Origin of the sequence: Mycobacterium sp., from assembly GCF_049683355.1 — a bacterium.
Taxonomy (GTDB): Bacteria; Actinomycetota; Actinomycetes; order Mycobacteriales; family Mycobacteriaceae; genus Mycobacterium.
In genome coordinates this window covers 1-17,721 of the sequence record NZ_JBAUJB010000382.1, presented here as the reverse complement: position 1 = coordinate 17,721, position 17,721 = coordinate 1, and the positions used below count along the sequence as shown (strand labels likewise).

General features: G+C 68.4%; 20 protein-coding genes and 1 pseudogene. 3 read left to right on the top strand and 18 right to left on the bottom strand.

The features are described 5' to 3' along the window. The 4 genes from WA944_RS22010 to WA944_RS21995 all read right to left on the bottom strand — a co-directional run. Positions 1-1,400, bottom strand: a 1,400-nt coding sequence (locus WA944_RS22010; RefSeq protein WP_526647339.1) for a bifunctional uroporphyrinogen-III C-methyltransferase/uroporphyrinogen-III synthase, incomplete at its 3' end; no start/stop codon positions are given. Between the two features lie 8 nt (positions 1,401-1,408). Further along, on the bottom strand, positions 1,409-2,344 hold the full coding sequence (hemC, locus tag WA944_RS22005) for a hydroxymethylbilane synthase (protein WP_526610178.1): 936 nt from the start codon (positions 2,342-2,344) through the stop codon (positions 1,409-1,411). A 26-nt stretch (positions 2,345-2,370) separates the two neighbouring features. Continuing rightward, the gene (locus WA944_RS22000; RefSeq protein WP_526374975.1) at positions 2,371-3,768 is read right to left on the bottom strand and encodes a glutamyl-tRNA reductase; all 1,398 of its coding nucleotides are present in this window, start codon (positions 3,766-3,768) and stop codon (positions 2,371-2,373) included. Positions 3,769-3,848: 80 nt separating this feature from the next. Continuing rightward, positions 3,849-4,103 carry a glutaredoxin family protein gene (locus tag WA944_RS21995; RefSeq protein WP_526369925.1) on the bottom strand — a complete coding sequence of 85 codons (255 nt, stop codon included), beginning with the start codon at positions 4,101-4,103 and terminating at the stop codon, positions 3,849-3,851. Positions 4,104-4,142: 39 nt separating this feature from the next. On the opposite strand from WA944_RS21995, the gene WA944_RS21990 reads away from it, so the two are divergent. After that, a complete protein-coding gene (locus WA944_RS21990) occupies positions 4,143-5,045 on the top strand; it encodes an HAD family hydrolase (RefSeq protein WP_526369923.1) in 903 nt (300 codons plus the stop codon). Between the two features lie 103 nt (positions 5,046-5,148). Beyond that, positions 5,149-5,676, top strand: a complete 528-nt coding sequence (locus tag WA944_RS21985) for an FAS1-like dehydratase domain-containing protein (protein WP_526369921.1) — start codon at positions 5,149-5,151, stop codon at positions 5,674-5,676. Positions 5,677-5,682: 6 nt separating this feature from the next. Here WA944_RS21985 and WA944_RS21980 read toward each other — a convergent pair whose 3' ends face one another. The 9 genes from WA944_RS21980 to WA944_RS21940 all read right to left on the bottom strand — a co-directional run bounded on the left by WA944_RS21980 (position 5,683) and on the right by WA944_RS21940 (position 13,300). Further along, a complete protein-coding gene (locus tag WA944_RS21980) occupies positions 5,683-6,768 on the bottom strand; it encodes a lysophospholipid acyltransferase family protein (RefSeq protein ID WP_526369919.1) in 1,086 nt (361 codons plus the stop codon). 33 nt (positions 6,769-6,801) lie between these two features. Then, positions 6,802-7,893 carry an SDR family oxidoreductase gene (locus tag WA944_RS21975; RefSeq protein WP_526369918.1) on the bottom strand — a complete coding sequence of 364 codons (1,092 nt, stop codon included), beginning with the start codon at positions 7,891-7,893 and terminating at the stop codon, positions 6,802-6,804. A gap of 29 nt (positions 7,894-7,922) precedes the next feature. Next, the gene (locus WA944_RS21970; RefSeq protein ID WP_003402602.1) at positions 7,923-8,024 is read right to left on the bottom strand and encodes a 30S ribosomal protein bS22; all 102 of its coding nucleotides are present in this window, start codon (positions 8,022-8,024) and stop codon (positions 7,923-7,925) included. Positions 8,025-8,200: 176 nt separating this feature from the next. Next, positions 8,201-8,464, bottom strand: a complete 264-nt coding sequence (locus WA944_RS21965; protein ID WP_159230163.1) for a helix-turn-helix domain-containing protein — start codon at positions 8,462-8,464, stop codon at positions 8,201-8,203. A 139-nt stretch (positions 8,465-8,603) separates the two neighbouring features. After that, positions 8,604-9,476 carry a pyrroline-5-carboxylate reductase gene (proC, locus tag WA944_RS21960; protein WP_526373750.1) on the bottom strand — a complete coding sequence of 291 codons (873 nt, stop codon included), beginning with the start codon at positions 9,474-9,476 and terminating at the stop codon, positions 8,604-8,606. Between the two features lie 43 nt (positions 9,477-9,519). After that, positions 9,520-10,341: an acyl-CoA thioesterase gene (locus WA944_RS21955; protein WP_526373751.1), complete on the bottom strand. Its 822-nt coding sequence runs from the start codon at positions 10,339-10,341 to the stop codon at positions 9,520-9,522. A gap of 17 nt (positions 10,342-10,358) precedes the next feature. Continuing rightward, a complete protein-coding gene (locus tag WA944_RS21950; protein ID WP_526373752.1) occupies positions 10,359-11,204 on the bottom strand; it encodes a sugar phosphate isomerase/epimerase family protein in 846 nt (281 codons plus the stop codon). Between the two features lie 38 nt (positions 11,205-11,242). Beyond that, positions 11,243-12,274, bottom strand: coding sequence for an Rv0497 family membrane protein (locus tag WA944_RS21945; RefSeq protein WP_526373753.1), 1,032 nt, complete (start codon positions 12,272-12,274; stop codon positions 11,243-11,245). Positions 12,275-12,301: 27 nt separating this feature from the next. Then, positions 12,302-13,300 carry a Ppx/GppA family phosphatase gene (locus WA944_RS21940; protein ID WP_526373754.1) on the bottom strand — a complete coding sequence of 333 codons (999 nt, stop codon included), beginning with the start codon at positions 13,298-13,300 and terminating at the stop codon, positions 12,302-12,304. 12 nt (positions 13,301-13,312) lie between these two features. Between WA944_RS21940 and WA944_RS21935 the strand changes: the two genes are divergently transcribed. After that, the gene (locus WA944_RS21935; protein ID WP_526610187.1) at positions 13,313-14,110 is read left to right on the top strand and encodes a DUF3109 family protein; all 798 of its coding nucleotides are present in this window, start codon (positions 13,313-13,315) and stop codon (positions 14,108-14,110) included. A 16-nt stretch (positions 14,111-14,126) separates the two neighbouring features. Here the strand turns inward: WA944_RS21935 and regX are convergent, their stop codons facing one another. From regX to WA944_RS21910, 5 genes and pseudogenes are all read right to left on the bottom strand, one after another. Continuing rightward, on the bottom strand, positions 14,127-14,813 hold the full coding sequence (gene regX, locus WA944_RS21930) for a two-component sensory transduction protein RegX (RefSeq protein WP_526374015.1): 687 nt from the start codon (positions 14,811-14,813) through the stop codon (positions 14,127-14,129). 7 nt (positions 14,814-14,820) lie between these two features. Continuing rightward, a complete protein-coding gene (locus WA944_RS21925; RefSeq protein WP_526374016.1) occupies positions 14,821-16,032 on the bottom strand; it encodes a sensor histidine kinase in 1,212 nt (403 codons plus the stop codon). Positions 16,033-16,181: 149 nt separating this feature from the next. Then, complete coding sequence (locus tag WA944_RS21920) at positions 16,182-16,931, bottom strand: phosphoglyceromutase (protein WP_163888061.1); 750 nt, start codon at positions 16,929-16,931, stop codon at positions 16,182-16,184. 37 nt (positions 16,932-16,968) lie between these two features. Further along, positions 16,969-17,502, bottom strand: a complete 534-nt coding sequence (locus WA944_RS21915; protein WP_526374017.1) for a YbjN domain-containing protein — start codon at positions 17,500-17,502, stop codon at positions 16,969-16,971. Further along, positions 17,499-17,721: pseudogene (locus WA944_RS21910) on the bottom strand (D-inositol-3-phosphate glycosyltransferase); the annotation flags it as partial. The pseudogene WA944_RS21910 and the gene WA944_RS21915, both read right to left, overlap by 4 nt.

Genomic DNA, 17,721 nt, shown 5'->3' with positions numbered 1-17,721 from the left:
CGCACCGTGCGGTATGCGGTGACATCCTCGATCTCCCAGCCGCGTTCGCGCAGCCCCTCGGCCAGCGTCTCGGTGGCGATGTCGGCGCGGGGCAGCAGCACACGGTTGACCGGGTCGAAAACGTCGTCGTAGGGCGGGAACTCGTCGAGCAGGCCGAGTGACGATTGTTCCCCGGTCGGAACCAACTCGGGGTTGATACCGAAGGCGCGTACCCGGTCGGCGGTGGCCTGCCCGACGCAGGCGATCTTCACCCCGGAGAACGCGCGGGCGTCCAGACCGAACTCGTTGAACTTCTCCCACACCGCGCGCACCGCGTTGGTGGAGGTGAACACCACCCACTGGAAGCGGCCGTCCACCAAGCCCTTGACGGCCCTTTCCATCTGGGCCGGGCTGCGCGGCGGCTCGACCGCGATCGTCGGCACCTCGATGGGCAGCGCCCCGTGTCCGACGAGCCGGTCGCTCATCTCGCCGGCCTGGTCCTTGGTGCGGGGCACCAGCACGGTCCACCCGTAGAGGGCCCGGCTCTCCCACCAGTTCAGCTTGGCGCGGTTGGCGACCGTCCGCCCGATCGTCACGACAAGGGCGCCCGCGGTGGCCGCGGGGAGCCCGTCGGGACCGGCGCCGGCCAACACGGCCTTATCCATCAGGTCCGCCAGCGTGGTCTCGACGGAACGCTGCTGGCAGGTGGTGCCGTTGGCGGTCACCACGGTCGGGGTGTTGTCGGCGAGGCCGTACTCGATCAGCGTGCGAGCCGCCTCGGGCAGATGAGAGGCCGTCGCGTGCAGGATCAGCGGTCCCGGCGCGGCGGCCAGCGCCGCCCAGTCGACGTCGCCGCGCACGTCGGCCACCGTGTGCGCCGAGCCCAGCGGCAGCCCCGCATAGGTGGGCACCGCCGTGGTGTCGGGCAGTCCGGGGACGATCTCGAAGGTCAGCTGGGTGCGCGCGAGCGCGTTCACCTCGGTGATCACCGCGTCGATCGACAGCGGATCGCCGGCCACCAACCGCACTACGTCCACGCCGGTGCGGGCCTCGGTGGCCAGGGTCTTGGCGACCTCGGCCGGGTCACCGAGTGCGGGCCGGACGTCGGGGCCCCCCGGGATCACCGGGGACGGGTCCGGCTCGGCGGACGGTTTGCCGGCGTCACCGGACGTGTCGGCGGTGCCGGACGCCCCTGATGCCTTGGCAGGCTGCTCCGTCGCGGCCGGCAGCGGTCCCGACGGCGGCGGCAGCTCGCACCCGACGAGGGCGAGCACCGCCTCGGGCACGTCTGGGTCGGTGAACACCAGGGCGGCGTTGGCCAACACGGTGCGGGCACGTGCCGTCAGCAGACCCGGGTCCCCGGGCCCAGAGCCGACGAACGTGATACGGCCGGGCTTGCCCTTGCGCCCTCGCAGGCTCATCTGGCGAGTCATCCTTCTCTCCCGCGTTCGTCCAACAGATCGCGTGCTCCCAGCTCGAACAACTCCGCGGCCACCGAGAGCCCAAGCTCTCGTGCCCGACCGGGTGTCCCGATACCGGACGCACGGATCACGTCGGATCCGTTCAGCGTCGCCACGCAGCCGCGCAGCGACAGCTCTTCGAAGACTCGGCCGTCCTCATCGATCGACTCGACCACTTCTGCGATCGCGCCCACCGGTGCGGAGCACCCCGCCTCCAGTTCGGCCAGCAGGGCTCGCTCTGCGGTGACCGATGCCCGGGTGTCGGCGTCGTCCAGCTCTGCCAACAGTTCCGCAAGCGCCGTGTCACCGGCACGGCACTCGACTGCCAATGCACCCTGAGCCGGCGCCGGCAACATCTGTACCGGTTCCAGCGTCTCGGTGACAGCGTCGAGGCGACCGATGCGGGCCAATCCCGCCCGGGCCACGACGACGGCGTCGAGATCACCGCTGCTTACCCTGTTCAACCTGGTATCTAGGTTGCCTCGTAGGGGGCGGATTTCCAAACCGAGACCCAGTGCTCTAAGCTGCGCGGCCCGCCGAGGGGCTGATGTCCCGATCACCGACCCGGCCGGCAACTCTCCGAGCACCATCCCGTCGCGCGCCACCAAGGCGTCACGGGCGTCCGCGCGCACCGGAACCGCCGGGATCACGAAACGCGGATCGGTGGCCGTGGGCAAATCTTTGTAGGAGTGCACGGCGATGTCGACGGTGTTGTCGGCGATGGCCTCTCGCAGCGCAGCGGTGAACACCCCGACGCCGATGTCGGCGATCGGTGCGGCGGATCGGTCGCCTGCGGTGGACACGATGACCAACTCGGCGGAATGGCCGCGGTCGATCAGCGCGTCTCGGACGACACCGGCCTGGGTAGTCGCCAGAAGGCTGCCCCGGGTCCCTATACGGATCACTTAGTGGCTTTCGGGGTGCAGGAGTGTTACTCGGTCTGGTCGAGATCGGTTGTTGCAGTGTCGAATTCGCTGCTGGTGAGCGGTGCGAAATCGGTTCCGCCGCCCACCAGGGGCAGCTCTCCGGCGGCGACCGCGTCGACGGCCTGCTGGTCGAGTTCGAACAGTTCGCGCAGCGCCTCGGCATAACTGTCCCCGCCCGGGGCGCTGGCCAACTGCTTTACCCGCACCGTCGGTGCGTGCAGGAGCTTGTCGACGACGCGGCGTACCGTCCTGGCGACCTCGTCGCGGTGGGCCGAGTCCAACCCTGGCAACCGGTTGTCCAGCCTCAGCAGCTCCGCCTCGACCACGTCCGCGGCCCGCTGCCGCAGCGCCGTGACGGTGGGAGTCACTTCGGCCATCCGCTGTCCGGCCAGATAGTTGGCTACCTCGGCGGCGACGATGGTGCGGGCCGCCTCGGCGTCGGAGGCGGCAGCGCGGGCCGACGGCTCCCGCTGGATCCGGTCCATGTCGACCAGCGAGACGCCCGGCAACCCGGCGACCGCCGGGTCGACGTCACGCGGCATCCCGAGGTCACAGACCACCAGTTGCTTGCGTTCCTGGCCGTGGGCCAGGCCGCGGTGCACGTCGGCCAGCGAGACCACGGGTCGCACAGCGCCGGTGCAGGATACGACGACGTCGGCGTCCGCGAGCAGCGGCGCCAGATGGTCGAACGGGAACGCGTGGGCGTCGATGCCCTGTTCGCGCAGGTTCTGCACCAGCCGCTCCGCCCGCGGCAGCGTGCGGTTCACCACGTGGACCCGGCCGATGCCGGCCCGGACCAGGTGCGCTGCGGACAACGCGCCCATGGACCCGGCGCCGATCACGGTCGCGGACCGCCCGACCAGGCCACCGGGGAGTTTTGCATCCGCCAGATCGAGCGCCACGGAGACCACCGACGCCCCCGCCGCGTCGATACCGGTCTCGGAGTGCACCCGTTTGCCCACCGACAGTGCCCGCTGCGACAGCTCGTGCAGGGTGCGGCCGACGGTGTGGTTGGCCTCGGCCGAGGCATAGGCCCGCCGGACCTGGCCGAGGACCTGCTGCTCGCCGATGACCGCGGAGTCCAAACCGCTGGCCACGGCGAACAGGTGCTCGACGGCGGCTTCGGCGTAACGGACGTAGGCGTACTTCGTCAGATCCTGAAGGGACATCCCGGAGTGGTCGGAGAGCACCTGCCCGATCGCGGAGAGCCCGCCGTGGAAGGCGTCGACCACGGCGTAGACCTCGACGCGGTTGCAGGTGGAGAGCACCATGGCTTCGGTGACCAGCGAGGATTGGAGCACCTGGTCGACGATCTTGGCCTGATCGGACTCGTCGGTGCTCAGTTGCTCGAGGACCGACACCGGCGCGCTGCGGTGCGAAACCCCGAAAAGCAATACGCTCATTGCCTCTTCACCACGTCTCCACGGTAGTCGTTAACCAGCTGGCCTACCAAATTTGCCCGATCCGTCTCCGGGCGCCCGACTCACCGCACCAAGTCGGCCCGCAGCCTGGTCTCGTCGACTTCCCAGTAGCTGTGTTCGGTCCCGTCAAGCAGCACCACCGGCAGCCGGTCGCCGAACTCGGCCCGCAACGCGGTGTCCCCGGCGGTCGCGGCCACATCGACATCGGTCACGGCGAGCACGAAGCCCAATTCGCCGGCCAGCTGCGCCAGCTGCGCCGCCGCGGCCGCGCACATCGGGCAACCCTGACGGGTCAGCAACTCCACCTGCCGGTCCACCACGCCAGTATCGCCGCCGGGTGTCCTAATCTGGTAACCGTGTCCGGTACCGGGGGATCTGATTTCGGGTTCGACAGCCCCGAACAGCAACTCGCGGGCCAGGCCAGCGCCGCGGTCGCCGCGGACGGGCTGCTCGAGCCGGACGTCACGCCGAGCCCTCCCCCGCCGCCACCGGACCTGACCGCCGCGGCGTTCTTCGACGTCGACAACACGCTGGTGCACGGCTCGTCGCTGGTGCACTTCGCCCGTGGGCTGGCCGCTCGGGAGTACTTCACCTACTCCGACCTGGCGCGGTTCGCGCTGGCGCAGGCAAAGTTCCAGCTGACCGGTCGGGAGAGCAGCGAAGATGTCGCCGCGGGCCGGCGCAAGGCGCTGGCCTTCATCGAGGGCCGTTCCACCGCCGAGTTGGTCGCCCTCGGCGAGGACATCTACGACGAGATCATCGCCGACAAGATCTGGCCGGGAACCCGGGCGCTGGCACAGATGCACCTCGACGCGGGCCAGCAGGTCTGGCTGGTCACCGCGACGCCGTACGAGCTGGCGTCGACCATCGCCCGGCGGCTCGGCCTGACCGGCGCACTGGGAACCGTCGCCGAATCCGTCGACGGTGTGTTCACCGGTCGGCTGGTCGGCGACATCCTGCACGGGACCGGCAAGGCGCACGCGGTGCGGTCGCTGGCCATTCGCGAAGGCCTCAACCTGCGGCGCTGTACCGCGTACTCGGACAGCTTCAACGATGTGCCGATGCTGTCGCTGGTCGGGACGGCGGTGGCGATCAACCCGGACGCCGACCTGCGGGACCTGGCCCGCCAGCGGGGTTGGGAGATCCGCGATTTCCGCACTGCCCGAAAGGCGGCGCGGATCGGGGTGCCCTCGGCGCTGGCGCTGGGCGCCGTCGGGGGTGCGCTGGCGGCGGCCGTGTCGCGCCGCGACAAGGTATGAGGGCCGTGCAGCGCACGCTGATAGGCTCGCGCCGCCACCCGAGCAACGTGAGGAACGAAGCGGATGGCGCATGAGTCCAAGCGAGGAGCGAAGCGGATGGCGCATGAGTATCGCTGAGAGCATCATCGGAACCCACTACCGGTATCCGGACTATTTCGAGGTGAACCGCGAGAAGGTCCGTGAGTTCGCCCGCGCGGTGAAGGACGACCATCCCGCGCACTTCGACGAGGAGGCGGCCAAGGACTGCGGCTACGACGCGCTGGTCGCCTCGCTGACGTTCATGGCGGTCGCCGGCCGGCGTGTCCAGCAGGAGATCTTCAACCAGTTCGACCTGCCGATCAACATGCAGCGGGTGCTACACCGCGATCAGAAGTTGATCTTCCACCGGCCCATCCTGGCCGGCGACAAGCTGTGGTTCGACTCATATCTGGACTCGGTGACCGAATCGCACGGCGCGGTGCTCACCGAGATCCGCGGGGAGGTGACCGACGACGACGGGAACCCCGTGGTCACCAGCATCGTCACGGTCATGGGTGAGGCCGCCCATGACGACGAGGCCGACGAGATCACCGCGAAGGTCACCGCCGGACGCGAGGCGGCCCTGTCGAAGTTCGTTGCTGGGCAAAAGTAGCGCCGGCTACCCCAGGAACATGTTGCGGCGATTCGCCAGCAGCTGATACAGCGTCTGCTGAATGGTCTCGCGTACCTGGTCGGTCAGCTCGAAGGTGACCATCGGATCGTCGGCGGCCGACTCGTCGTAGTCCGCGGTGTTGATGGGCTCGCCGAACTGGATGTACCACTTCGACGGCAACGGCACCACGCCCAGCGGCCCGGCCAGCGGGAACAGCGGGGTGATCGGGAAGTACGGCAGGCCCAGCAGCCGCGCCAACAGCTTGACGTCGGCGACCATCGGGTAGATCTCCTCGGAGCCGACGATCGAGCAGGGAACGATCGGCGCCTTGGTCCGCAGCGCCGCGGAGACGAAACCGCCACGGCCGAATCGCTGCAGCTTGTAGCGGTCCTTGAAGTGCTTGCCCAGGCCCTTGTAGCCCTCGGGGAAGACCGCGGTGAGCTCGCCGGCGGCCAGCAGTCGGTGTGCGTCGTCCGTGCAGGCCATCGTGTGGCCGGCCTTGCGGGCGGCCTGACCGACCATCGGCATGTCGAAGACCATGTCGGCGGCCAGCAGGCGCAGATCCCGGTGCGCGGGGTGCTGGTCGCGCACCGCCACCGATGTCATCAACCCGTCGAACGGCAGCACGCCGGCGTGGTTGACCACCACCAGTGCCGCCCCGGACTCCGGCAGGTTCTCGATACCGCTGACCTCGACGCGGAACCACGAGTTGAAGAACACCCTCAGCAAAGGCAGCACGATAGCGTCGTTGAGGTGGGGATCGAAGCCGAACTCGTCGACGTCGTAGTCACCCGTCATCCGCCTGCGGACAAAATCCCCGACGGCGGCGATGCGCTTGGCGAGCTCGTTGGGCGTCCCGTCGTCCGCCGAAGACCCCGCCGACCCCGCCGCGGCACCTCGCCGCTGGTCGATCTCGCGCACCACGGCCGCGATCTGTTCGGCCGAAGCGCGGTTGCCCGGTTCGGACATCAGCGAGGGATGGCGGCGCGAACTGTCGACCCGCTCGGCGGCAGCACGGCGCGCAGCCGCGCTGCGTCCCGGACTCGAATGCAGCGGAATCACTTTCGCTTTTGGCTCGCCCGCCACCGGCATATCCTCTCCCCACCCTGCTCTAAGTAGTGAAGTCTAGCGCCCCCAGCGCTGCGCCGCCGCCACCGCGCGATCCTCGACCGACCGCACCCAGCGGGGATCGACGATGGGTGTCAGCCCCCGGCCCCGCACATAATCGTCGAACGCCTCGGCCGTCGTCCACTTGGTGGTGTAACCGAGTTCGCTACGCATCCTGGTGGTGTCCATGACCCGGCCGTAGCTCAGGTAATCGAGTTGCTCGCGATCCAGTTCCGTGTTGCGGGCAGCGAGCCACAGCGAATCCACGGCCACCAGAGCCGGACGCGGGACGGGCAGCGCCAGGCGCCCCGACCTGCGGATGGCCTGGCTCATCATGATGATGCCCGAGGCGCCGATGTTGAAGGTGCCCGCTTTGCCGGCCACGGTTGCCCGCTCGAGGGCGCCGAGCGCGTCCTGTTCGTGCAGCAGTTGCAGCCGGGAGTCGTGGCCGATGACGGTGGGCACCACCGGACCCGCGAGATACCGCGACAGCGCCGTGTCCATGGCCGGACCGATCATGTTGGCGAGCCGCAGAATGCTCACCGCGATGTCGGGTCTGCGCCGCCCGAGCCCCCGCGCGTAGCCCTCGATGTCGATGCTGTCGCGGGCGAAGCCTTCACCCGGCGGCCTGCGCCGGCTGCTGCTTTCGGTGAAGAACACCGGATCCCGGGCGCTGGAGCCGTACACCTCCGACGTCGACTTGAGGATGACCCGGCGCACCGAGGGCGCCTTCTGGCAGGCCGCGAACAGCTGGATCGCGCCCATCACGTTCAGTTCCTTGAGCGTGGCCCTACCGCCCGAACGCGGCGAGTAGGACGCGGCGGCGGCGTGCACCACGGTGTCGACGTCACCATTGCGGATGACTTTGGCGATGAACGGGTTCCGGATGTCGGCCCGGACGAACTCGGCCCGGCCCATCCGCCGGAGCAGATCTTTGCTCGGAGCGATCGCGTCGACGGCGATCACATGATTGATCAGCGGGTTCTGCGCAAGGCGGGCGATCAGGTAGCCGCCGAGGAACCGGCAGGCGCCGGTGACCAGCACGACCTTGGGATAGTTCAGGGCGTCCGATCCGTCGGAGTTGCCCCCGGAACGACCCGCAGAGTCCATCGGGACAGCCTAACGACCGACCGGGGGACCTACTTGCCCAGTTTTCTGCGCTGCACCCGGGTGCGACGAAGCAGCTTGCGGTGCTTCTTCTTCGACATGCGCTTGCGCCGCTTCTTGATGACAGAACCCATGAACTCCGCTACCTAAAGTTGTCTTGAAGAACCTTGCGACATCGAACGCGGTCGATGTCAGTCTCGAACGGCCACCTTACCCGGGCTCTCAGCGCGGGTGAAATCCACCTTTGCCGACAGCGCGGGGCCGGCCTGCTGAACGTGGATGTGTGCGTCCCTGACGGGCGGCGAACTTCTCAGCCGGCGTCGAAGTAGGAGCTCTCCAGCATGTCGTGGACTGCCTTGGCATGCACACGGAACGATCGACCCACGCGGACCGCAGGTAGCTCGCCGTTGTGCACCAGGCGGTACACGGTCATCTTGCTGACCCGCATCAGGCTTGCCACCTCGGCAACGGTGAGAAATTGAGCTCGAGGCGGTTGGCCTTCGGTCTGCCCGGCGTCGCGCGCCGCCTTCCCGCTGGCGGAATCCCGCGCCGACGGCCCGTTCATAGACGTCATCGCAACCCAATCCATCAGGCACAGGCAGTTCCAGCGGCTTCCCCACCGCTGGCACCGACCCGTGCTTACCACTGGGAGAATAGCGTGGCAGGTGGGGTTACTGCGACGGGTGTGGGCTAATCAATTCGAAATTGGTTAACTACTGTGGTGTAATTCCGAGCTGTTCAGAGCGGGTTTTCGCCGCTTCCACCGCGTTGGCGACCGCCGCCCGCAACCCACCACGCTCGAGTTCGCGCAGCCCAGCGGCGGTGGTGCCGCCCGGAGAGGTGACCGTGGCCCGCAGCTGAGCGGCCGAGGTGTTCACCGTCGCCCCGGTCGCCGAATCCTGGTTCGGTGCGGCGTCGTCGAGCCGTTCCAGGAGCATGGCGGCCGAACCGGCCATCGTCTGCACCGCCAGCTCGGTGGCCACCGACCGCGGCAGGCCCGCATCCACTGCCGCGTCGACGAGCGCTTCGACCATCAGGAAGAAGTACGCCGGCCCGGAACCGGACACCGCGGTGACGGCGTCGAGCTGCGACTCGGCCACCGTGAGCACCCCGCCGACGGCGTCGAACAGCGACGAGACCTCCTTGAGGTGCTCGGCGGTCGCGAACCGGCCCGGTGCGAGCGCGCTGACCCCGCCGCCGACCAGCATCGGCGCGTTGGGCATGACCCGGACCACCGGCGAGCCGGCCGGCAGCTTGTTCTCGTAGTAGGTGGTGGTGACGCCCGCGGCGACGGTGACGAACACCTGCTCCGCGGCCTCGGTTTCGGCCTTGGCGGCCGTGTCGGCGATGTCGCCGATGACATTCTCCACATCAGTGGGCTTGACCGCGACGACGACGTAGGTGGCGGTGTCGACGGCGTCGGCGACGGTCGTCACCAGCACGGTGTACTTCTCCGACAGGAATTTCGCGCGGCCGGGGTCCCGCTCCGCCACAACCAGGTCCTTGACCTGCTTGCCGGCCCGCAGCAGCCCCGCCAGGAGCGCCTCGCCGATACTGCCACCGCCGATGATCGCGATTCTGGGCATGCCGCAAAGCATCGCACGACGGCAGGATCGTGCGCCCTTCGGCTCAGCCCTCCGGAGCGGGCACCAGCGCCAGCTGGCGGCTCTGCACGACGATGCGCCCTTCGCAGTCGACGACGATGTGGTCCTCGTCGAACCAGTCCTGACCGATCTGGGTCGTCGTGCACATCACTCGCAGCCAGCCGTCGGCCGGCCGCGCCCGCAGATAGGCCGTCAGCTGGACCGTCGGCGCCCAGCCGAATCTGTTGACCCCGAACGTCACCGGGGCCGACACGTCGCCGCACAGCAGCGCAAACAACACGTCGGGGGCTACCCCCTTGGGCCGCACCCAGTACTCGATGAGCGGCGGGCCACCGTCCGACCGAGGCGTGAACGTGGTCAGCGATGGCCTGATATCGCAGCCGTGCGCCAGGTGGACGATGTCGGCCATCGGGTGGCCCGGGCCGATGGGTTCCAGACCAGGGGGCGGGTCCGGCGTCATCAGCGGCAGCACCGGGTTCACCGACAGCAACGGCTGACCGTCATTGTTCTCGGGGGCACCCATCGTGATCGCGGCGCGCAGCGCGGTTCGGCCGCCCTGGTTCAGCTCGACGTCGACCAGGCTGACCCGACGCCCGCGCTTGCGCACCGTGGTGACCACCTGCATGGGACCCGGATCCGGCGCCCACAGGAAACTCCCCGACACCGCGATCGGCTCCACGTCGGCTCCGGTGACCTCGGCACGGGCCGCATTGGCGCACAGCGCCAGCATCGCCCCGCCGTGGACCTTCGGCCCGATCGTCCAGTGCTCGTTCAGCACACCCTCGTACACGCCGTCGCCCGAGGAGCTCAGCGCCATCGCATCGGTGAACAGGGTGGAACCGGTCATGTGGCGTCCTAAGGTGGTCAGCGCAGCAGATGCGCCCTGGCGAACTGCAGCGACTCGGCAAGCAACGCCTCACGTTCGGCGGCGGTACGCGCGCCCGAGGTCGTCACCTCGAGGATGACATGGCCGGCGAAGTCGGTTGCAGCCAGCGTCTCGCAGATCTCGACGGTCGGCTGGGTGCCGCGCCCGGGCACCAGATGCTCGTCGGTCGATGCGCCGCTGCCGTCGCACAGATGCAGATGCACCAGCCCCTCGCCCATCCGGCGGGCCATGTCCACGGCGTCTGTGCCGGCCGTCGCGGTATGCGAAAGATCCAGCGTGTAGTGGGCGTGCCCGCCGTCGAGGGGGTCGTAGGACGGGGCGAACGCCGAGATGCCCGGGCCCGGGTTGCCGCCCCGTTTGCGCATCCGCTCGATGGATGTCTGCCCCGCGCCGAAGAACCGATCGGCGCGGAACGGAAACATGTTCTCCACCGCGACCATCACGTCGCTTCCGGCCTCGAGCTCGGCGACCTGGTCGGCGAAGCCCTCGGCGTAGCGGCGCTGCCAGCGGAACGGCGGGTGGACCACCACGGTCTGCGCGCCGAGCTGCTCTGCGGCCCGCACGCTGCGATCCAGCTTGGTGATCGGGTTGGCGCCCCACACCCGCTGCGAGATCAGCAGACAGGGGGCGTGCACCGACAGCACCGGCACCTCGTAGCGCTGCGACATGGCCTCGATGGCCGAAATGTCCTGGCTCACCGATTCCGCCCAGACCATCAGCTCGACACCGTCGTAGCCCAGCCGGGCGGCGTACTCGAACGCGGCCTCGGTCCGCAACGGGTAGACCGAGGCCGTCGAGAGGCCGACCTTGATGGCAGGGCGCACAGTGCTGTATCCGGGATCTTCTGCCTATGGCCGGGCCGTCAGCCCGACTGCAGCAACGCCAACGGCCCGAGCGTGACGAGCGCTCCGACCGCCACCGCGATCAGCGTGCTGCCGATGTCCTCGGTCTTGCGCACCACCCGCACTCCCACCACCAGACCGAGGATCACCAGCACGGACAGCACCAGGGCGACGATGTTGTTCCACTTCCAGAGCTGGTCGAAGGCGACGAACAGGCCCGCCCCGAATACGACCGCGACCACGCTCTGCCCGACGATCCACAGACCGTGCACGAACGGCGACATCCAGCGCGGCTCGTCGTAATCCTCGTCCTGGTCGTCGTCGAGGTCCGCCATCTCGTCGAGGTCGGTGTCAGCGGCGACCGGGCGGGTCCCGCGGCGGGCGATGTCGTCGGCGACGGTCTGCCCGCCGAACAGCGGCTCCTGGGTGGAACGCAGGTAGGACGGCAGCTCGTCATCTGTGTCAAGGGTGTCGTCTGTGTCGAGGGTGGAGTCTGTGTCCAGGGCGGCGTCATCGAGCGTGGCGTCGTCGAGGTCGGTGTCGTCGAGCTCGACGGTACCGGACTCGAGGTCCGCCGGGGAGTCGAAGAGATCGGTCTGCACACCGTCGTCGAGCGGGTCCGGATTCATCTGCTCGGCGTCGACCGGTTCGGGGTCGGCGTCGCGATGCTCGAGATGTGCCGAGTACTCGGCGACCACATCGGCATAGTCATCGTCGACGTCGGCCTCGGCCTCGGCAGCCTCGGCCGCTTCGGTTTGGTCGACGGCGCCGTTGCCCGACTGCGCTTCAGGGGCCCCAGGAGGCTCCGGAGACCCGGTGCGGTCGTCGACCTGCTCTTCTACCGGGCTGGAGGTGGTGACGGGTTCGTCGTCGGTGGTCCGGATGACGGGGATCTCGCCGGTGAGCTCGGCGACGGTGACGGCGTCGGCGTTGCCACGCCGTCGGCGGCGACGTCCGCCGACCGGCGGTGCGCCGATGGTGCCGTTCTTGGCCAACAGCTCGGCGACCGAGATCGGCCGGGTAGCGCTGTTGCTGTCATCTGATCCAGTCATCGCCTGTCGCCTTCGAGCCTCGTTGCTTCACCGTCCAGCATTACGTAAGGACATTCCTCGTGAGGCCGATTCTCCTGCGCCGCCGACCAGAGCGGTTCCGTCAGCTTCGCTGTCGAGTTTCCGCAGAATCAGTCCCTCCCGCAACGCCCAGGGGCAGATGTCGACGCTCTCGATCCCGAAGGCCTTCATGCTCGCCTCCGCCACCAGGGCGCCTGCGACGATCTGCGGCGCCCGATCGGCACTCACCCCTTCCAGTTCCGCACGGTCGGACGCGGTCATCCTAGAGATGAAATTTATGAGTTGCCGAAGACCCGGCGCGGTCAGCGTCCGTTTGACCCGCGGACCGGCGCCCGACGGGGCCGCGCCGGTCAGCCGGGCCAGCGAACGGAACGTCTTCGAGGTCGCCACGGCCAGATCAGGACTGCCCGCCTCGGCGATCGTCACCCCGGCCTCCGAGAGCTCGTTGGCCAGCCAGTCGCGCAGCATGGCCACCCTCCGGCGTCCCGGCGGGTCCTCGGGCAGCCACTCCCGCGTCAGCCGGCCGGCGCCGAGGGGAAGCGACAGCGCGACGTCGGGCTCTTCGTCCACGCCGCTGGACAGTTCCAGCGAGCCCCCACCGATGTCGATGTTGGTGATGCGACCGGCGCTCCAGCCGTACCAGCGGCGCACCGCCAGGAATGTCAGCCGGGACTCGTCGACGCCGCTGAGGACGCGCAACGCCACCCCGGTCTCGGCCCTCACCCGGGCCAGCACGTCCTCGGAGTTCCTCGCATCACGCACCGCGGAGGTGGCGAACGCCATCAACTCCGAACATCCCGAGCTGGCAGCGATCTTGGCGAACTCGTCGATGGTGCCGATCAGCTTGTCCGCACCCCGGCGGGTGATCTTGCCCGAGCTGTCGGTGGCCTCCGCCAGCCTCAGCGAGGCCTTCGTCGAACTCATCGGGGTCGGGTGGCCGCCGCGGCGCGCATCCACCACCAACAGATGGACGGTATTGCTGCCCACGTCGAGCACGCCTAATCGCACTCACCCAACCTAATGGGTCTACCGTGGAAAACCGTGAGCGGTTCGCATCCCGGAGAGGTCGAGCAGGATTTCGCCCGTGAGTGGGTGGAGTTCTACGACCCCGACAATCCCGAACATCTGATTGCCGCAGACATGACCTGGCTGCTGTCCCGCTGGACCTGCGTGTTCGGCACTCCGGCCTGCCAGGGCACCGTCGAGGGCAGACCCGATGACGGATGCTGTTCACACGGCGCGTTTCTGTCCGACGACGACGACCGCGCCCAACTCGACGACGCAGTCAAACTGCTCACCGACGAGGACTGGCAGTACCGCGAGAAAGGCCTGGGCAAGAAGGGCTATCTCGAGATGGACTCCTACGACGACAAGCCGAACCTGCGCACCCGAAAGTACAAGGGTGCCTGCATCTTCCTCAATCGTCCCGGCTGGCCCGGGGGTATCGGCTGTGCGCTGCACACCAAGGCCCTCAAGATCGGCGTGGAACCGCTGACCCTCAAGCCCGAGGTCTGTTGGCAGCTGCCGATCCGGCGCACCCAGGAATGGGTCATCCGCCCGGACGGCAGCGAGATCCTCAAGACCTGGATCACCGAGTACGACCGGCGCGGCTGGGGCGAGGGCGGCGCCGATCTGCACTGGTACTGCACCGGCGACCCGGCCGCCCATGTCGGCGCCAAGCCGGTCTGGCAGTCCTACGCCCCCGAGCTCACCGAACTGCTCGGCGAGAAGACCTACGCGGAGCTGGCGGCAATGTGCAAGCGCCGCAGCAGTTTAGGTCTCATCGCCATCCACCCGGCGACGCGCGCGGCCGAATGAACGAGCCCGAGGCCGCTCAGCCCTCCAGCTTGTAGCCCAGGCCGCGCACCGTGACCAGATGCACCGGGTTGGCCGGGTCCGCTTCGATCTTGCTGCGCAACCGCTTGACGTGGACGTCGAGCGTCTTGGTGTCGCCGACGTAGTCGGCGCCCCACACCCGGTCGATGAGCTGACCGCGGGTGAGCACCCGGCCGCTGTTGCGCATCAGGTACTCCAGCAGGTCGAACTCCTTGAGCGGCAACGTGATCGCGGCGCCGTTCACACTGACCACGTGGCGTTCCACATCCATTCGCACGGGCCCGGCCTCGAGCACCCCGTCGGCGATCCCGATCTCGTCGGCGTCGGCGCCGCGGCGCAGCACCGCGCGGATGCGCGCGATCAGCTCGCGCGCGGAGTACGGCTTGGTGACGTAGTCGTCGGCGCCGAGCTCCAGGCCGACGACCTTGTCGATCTCACTGTCCCGGGCGGTCACCATGATGACCGGGACGCTCGAGCGCGACCGCAGCTGCTTGCAGACGTCGGTGCCGCTCATCCCCGGCAACATCAGATCCAGCAGCACGATGTCAGCGCCCGCGCGGTCGAATTCGGCCAGGGCCGATGGTCCGTCGACCACCACGGTGGCCTCGAAACCCTCCTTGCGGAGCAGAAACGCCAGTGGATCGGCCAGGGACTCCTCGTCCTCCACGATCAGCACGCTGGTCATCGATGTACTAGTCCTCTCGTTCGTCGTGGTCATCTGAGGCTGGATCATCTGAATCATCTGAATCGTCCGAATCGTTGAAGTAGGCCGGGATCGACAACGTGAACGTCGAGCCGGTGCCCTGCTGGCTCCACAGCCGGATGGAGCCGTTGTGGTTGGCGGCCACGTGTTTGACGATCGCCAGCCCGAGCCCGGTGCCGCCGGTGGCCCGGGACCGCGCCTTGTCGACGCGGAAGAATCGTTCGAACACCCTCTCCTGGTCATCGCGCGCGATGCCGATACCGCGGTCGGTGACCGCGATCTCGATGTTGTCGCCGCGCCTGCGCCGGCTGACCGACACCGAGGATCCGTCGGGCGAGTAGGCGATCGCGTTGGAGACCAGATTCGCCATCGCCGTCACCAGCAGCGTCTGGTCGCCGAGCACCCGAAAACCCGTCGGCGGATCGGTGGTGATCGTGATGTGGGCGTTGTCGGCGGAGACCTTGTGGCGCGAAAGCGCCTCGGAGACCACGGTGTCCACGTCGACGGCCTCCAGGTCGGGCAGCCGCTCGGCGCCCTGCAACCGGGACAGCTCGATCAACTCGCCCACCATGTCGGCCAGCCGGTTGGACTCGGTGACCATCTTGGCGGCGAAGTGCCGGACCGTCTCACCGTCGTCGCCGGAGGCCAGGATCGCTTCGGCCAGCACGCCCATCGCCCCGACCGGCGTCTTGAGTTCGTGGCTGACGTTGGCCACGAAATCCCGCCGAGTCGCCTCCATCCGGGCGTGCTCGGACTGGTCGTCGACGTAGATGACCGCGAAGCGCCGATCGTCCTCGGTGAGCAACCGCACATGGCCACGCACCGAGAGCCCGGAACGTCCCGGCCGGCTGCGTTTGCGCGGTGACAGGTCGACCTCTCCGTCATCACCAGTGGTCAGCGTGCGCTGCGCGGCCAGCCAGGCGCGGTCGTCGAGCATCCGGTCGCGCACCAGGCCGAGCTCGCGGGCGCGTTCGTTGGTGTAGACGACGTCACGGTAGGTGTCGACGACCACGAGACCCACCGGAGCCTGCGCCACCACGTGCTCGAGCATCTGCAGGACGGTGATGCCAGCCTGTTCCGCGATGCGCCGTTGCCGGCGTTCGCGGCGGCGGGCAACCACTCCCATCCCGATCGCCACACCGATCGACAATGCGAGCAGTGCCACGATCGCTGCGAGAAGCAGCGCCGATACGACGCTCACGCGAAAAGCGTACGCATTCGGTGAACATCATCCCAGCAGCGTGCGGCCAATTCGGGACAAGTCACAGACCCAAACACCGAAGTTCGGGTTTGCGTCCCTCGTTGTTCACCTTCTGTTCGCCGGGTGAGAACGCGTGGCCGGTCGGCCGGCTACTTGGCGCCCTGGGCGGCGACCGCCGCCGCACCGGCCGCCGCGGCGTCCGGATCCAGGTACAGACCGCCGGGCGTGGTCGGCCTGAGATCACCGTCCAGGTCGTAGCGCAGCGGGATCCCGGTGGGGATGTTCAGCCCCACGACGTCGTCGTCGGACATCCCGTCCAGGTACTTGACCAGGGCACGAAGTGAATTGCCGTGTGCCGCGATCAGCACGGTCTTGCCTGCCTGCAGGTCGGGGACGATCACCTCGGTGTAGTACGGCACGAACCGTTCGACGACGTCTTTGAGGCATTCGGTGAGCGGGCCACCCGAGATCGCCGCGTAGCGCGGGTCGCTGTCCTGGCTGAACTCGCTGCCCGGCTCGATCGCCGGCGGCGGGGTGTCGTAGCTGCGCCGCCAGGCCATGAACTGCTCGTCGCCGTACTTGGCTTTGGTCTCGGCCTTGTTCAGGCCCTGCAGCGCACCGTAGTGACGCTCGTTGAGCCGCCAGTCCCGGTGCACCGGGATCCAGTGCCGGTCGGCCTTGTCCAACGCCACGTTGGCGGTGGTGATCGCGCGCCTGAGCAGCGAGGTGTACAGCACGTCGGGTTGGCGGTCCTGTTCGGCGAGGAGCTGGCCGGCGCGGACCGCTTCGGCCATCCCCTTCTCGGTCAGGTCGACGTCCACCCATCCGGTGAACTGGTTCAGCGCGTTCCACTCGCTCTCACCGTGGCGGAGCAGGATCAGCGTCGCGTTGTCTGCCATGCTCTCGATCCTCTCACGATCGTGGTGGCTGCGGAGATCAGTCGTCGCCCTCGTCTTCGATGAGATGTTCAAAGGCGCGCAGATTGTTCAGCGACTCGCCGCGCGACACCCGCCACTCCCATTCCTTCTGGATGGAAGTGCGAAAACCCAACTCCAGCAACGTGTTGAAGTCCGAGTCGACCGCCTCGAGCACCTGTCCGAGCACCCGGTCGATCTCGTCGGCGGTGACAGCCGCCAGCGACATCCGGCCGACGAGGTAGATGTCGCCGGTGTTGTCCAGCGTGTAGGCGACGCCGTAGAGCCTGCGGTTGCGCTTGAGCAGGAACTTGTAGACACCCTCGTGGTTCTCGTCGGGCTTGCGGCAGACGAACGCCTCGACCCGCACCGAATGCTCGCCGATGGTCAGGATGGTGTTGGTCTTGAGCCTGCGCTCCCCGGGGAGCTCGACGACCAGGCCGGGCAGACCTCCGCGCGCACCCTTGTGGTGGGTGTAGGTCAGCTCGTGCTCTTCGAGGGTGCGCTCGATGAGGTCCTGCACATCGCCCGCCCCGATACCACTGCTGCCGCTCACGCGCGCACCCCCCGCCGCATCGAGAACCGGCGTCCGCTGCGCCGGCCGGCGGGCTGGCTCTGCTGCCCGGTCCGGCGGTTGCCGATCGCGTGCCCGTAGCTGCTCAGCAGGGCGTCGACGGTGTGGCCCCACGAGAACGCGGCGGCGTGCGCGACGGCCGCGTCCCGCATCGGCGCCCGGTCGCGGCCGACGATGTCGCCGATCGCCGTCGCCCAGGCG

What these genes read in the sequence shown, in the direction of transcription:
- WA944_RS22000 (WP_526374975.1), bottom strand. Translation starts at nt 3,768, where the DNA reads ATGAGCGTATTGCTTTTCGGGGTTTCGCACCGCAGCGCGCCGGTGTCG.
- WA944_RS21985 (WP_526369921.1), top strand. Translation starts at nt 5,149, where the DNA reads ATGAGTATCGCTGAGAGCATCATCGGAACCCACTACCGGTATCCGGAC.
- WA944_RS21980 (WP_526369919.1), bottom strand. Translation starts at nt 6,768, where the DNA reads ATGCCGGTGGCGGGCGAGCCAAAAGCGAAAGTGATTCCGCTGCATTCG.
- WA944_RS21975 (WP_526369918.1), bottom strand. Translation starts at nt 7,893, where the DNA reads ATGGACTCTGCGGGTCGTTCCGGGGGCAACTCCGACGGATCGGACGCC.
- WA944_RS21970 (WP_003402602.1), bottom strand. Translation starts at nt 8,024, where the DNA reads ATGGGTTCTGTCATCAAGAAGCGGCGCAAGCGCATGTCGAAGAAGAAG.
- WA944_RS21965 (WP_159230163.1), bottom strand. Translation starts at nt 8,464, where the DNA reads ATGACGTCTATGAACGGGCCGTCGGCGCGGGATTCCGCCAGCGGGAAG.
- proC (WP_526373750.1), bottom strand. Translation starts at nt 9,476, where the DNA reads ATGCCCAGAATCGCGATCATCGGCGGTGGCAGTATCGGCGAGGCGCTC.
- WA944_RS21955 (WP_526373751.1), bottom strand. Translation starts at nt 10,341, where the DNA reads ATGACCGGTTCCACCCTGTTCACCGATGCGATGGCGCTGAGCTCCTCG.
- WA944_RS21945 (WP_526373753.1), bottom strand. Translation starts at nt 12,274, where the DNA reads ATGACTGGATCAGATGACAGCAACAGCGCTACCCGGCCGATCTCGGTC.
- WA944_RS21935 (WP_526610187.1), top strand. Translation starts at nt 13,313, where the DNA reads ATGGGTCTACCGTGGAAAACCGTGAGCGGTTCGCATCCCGGAGAGGTC.
- regX (WP_526374015.1), bottom strand. Translation starts at nt 14,813, where the DNA reads ATGACCAGCGTGCTGATCGTGGAGGACGAGGAGTCCCTGGCCGATCCA.
- WA944_RS21920 (WP_163888061.1), bottom strand. Translation starts at nt 16,931, where the DNA reads ATGGCAGACAACGCGACGCTGATCCTGCTCCGCCACGGTGAGAGCGAG.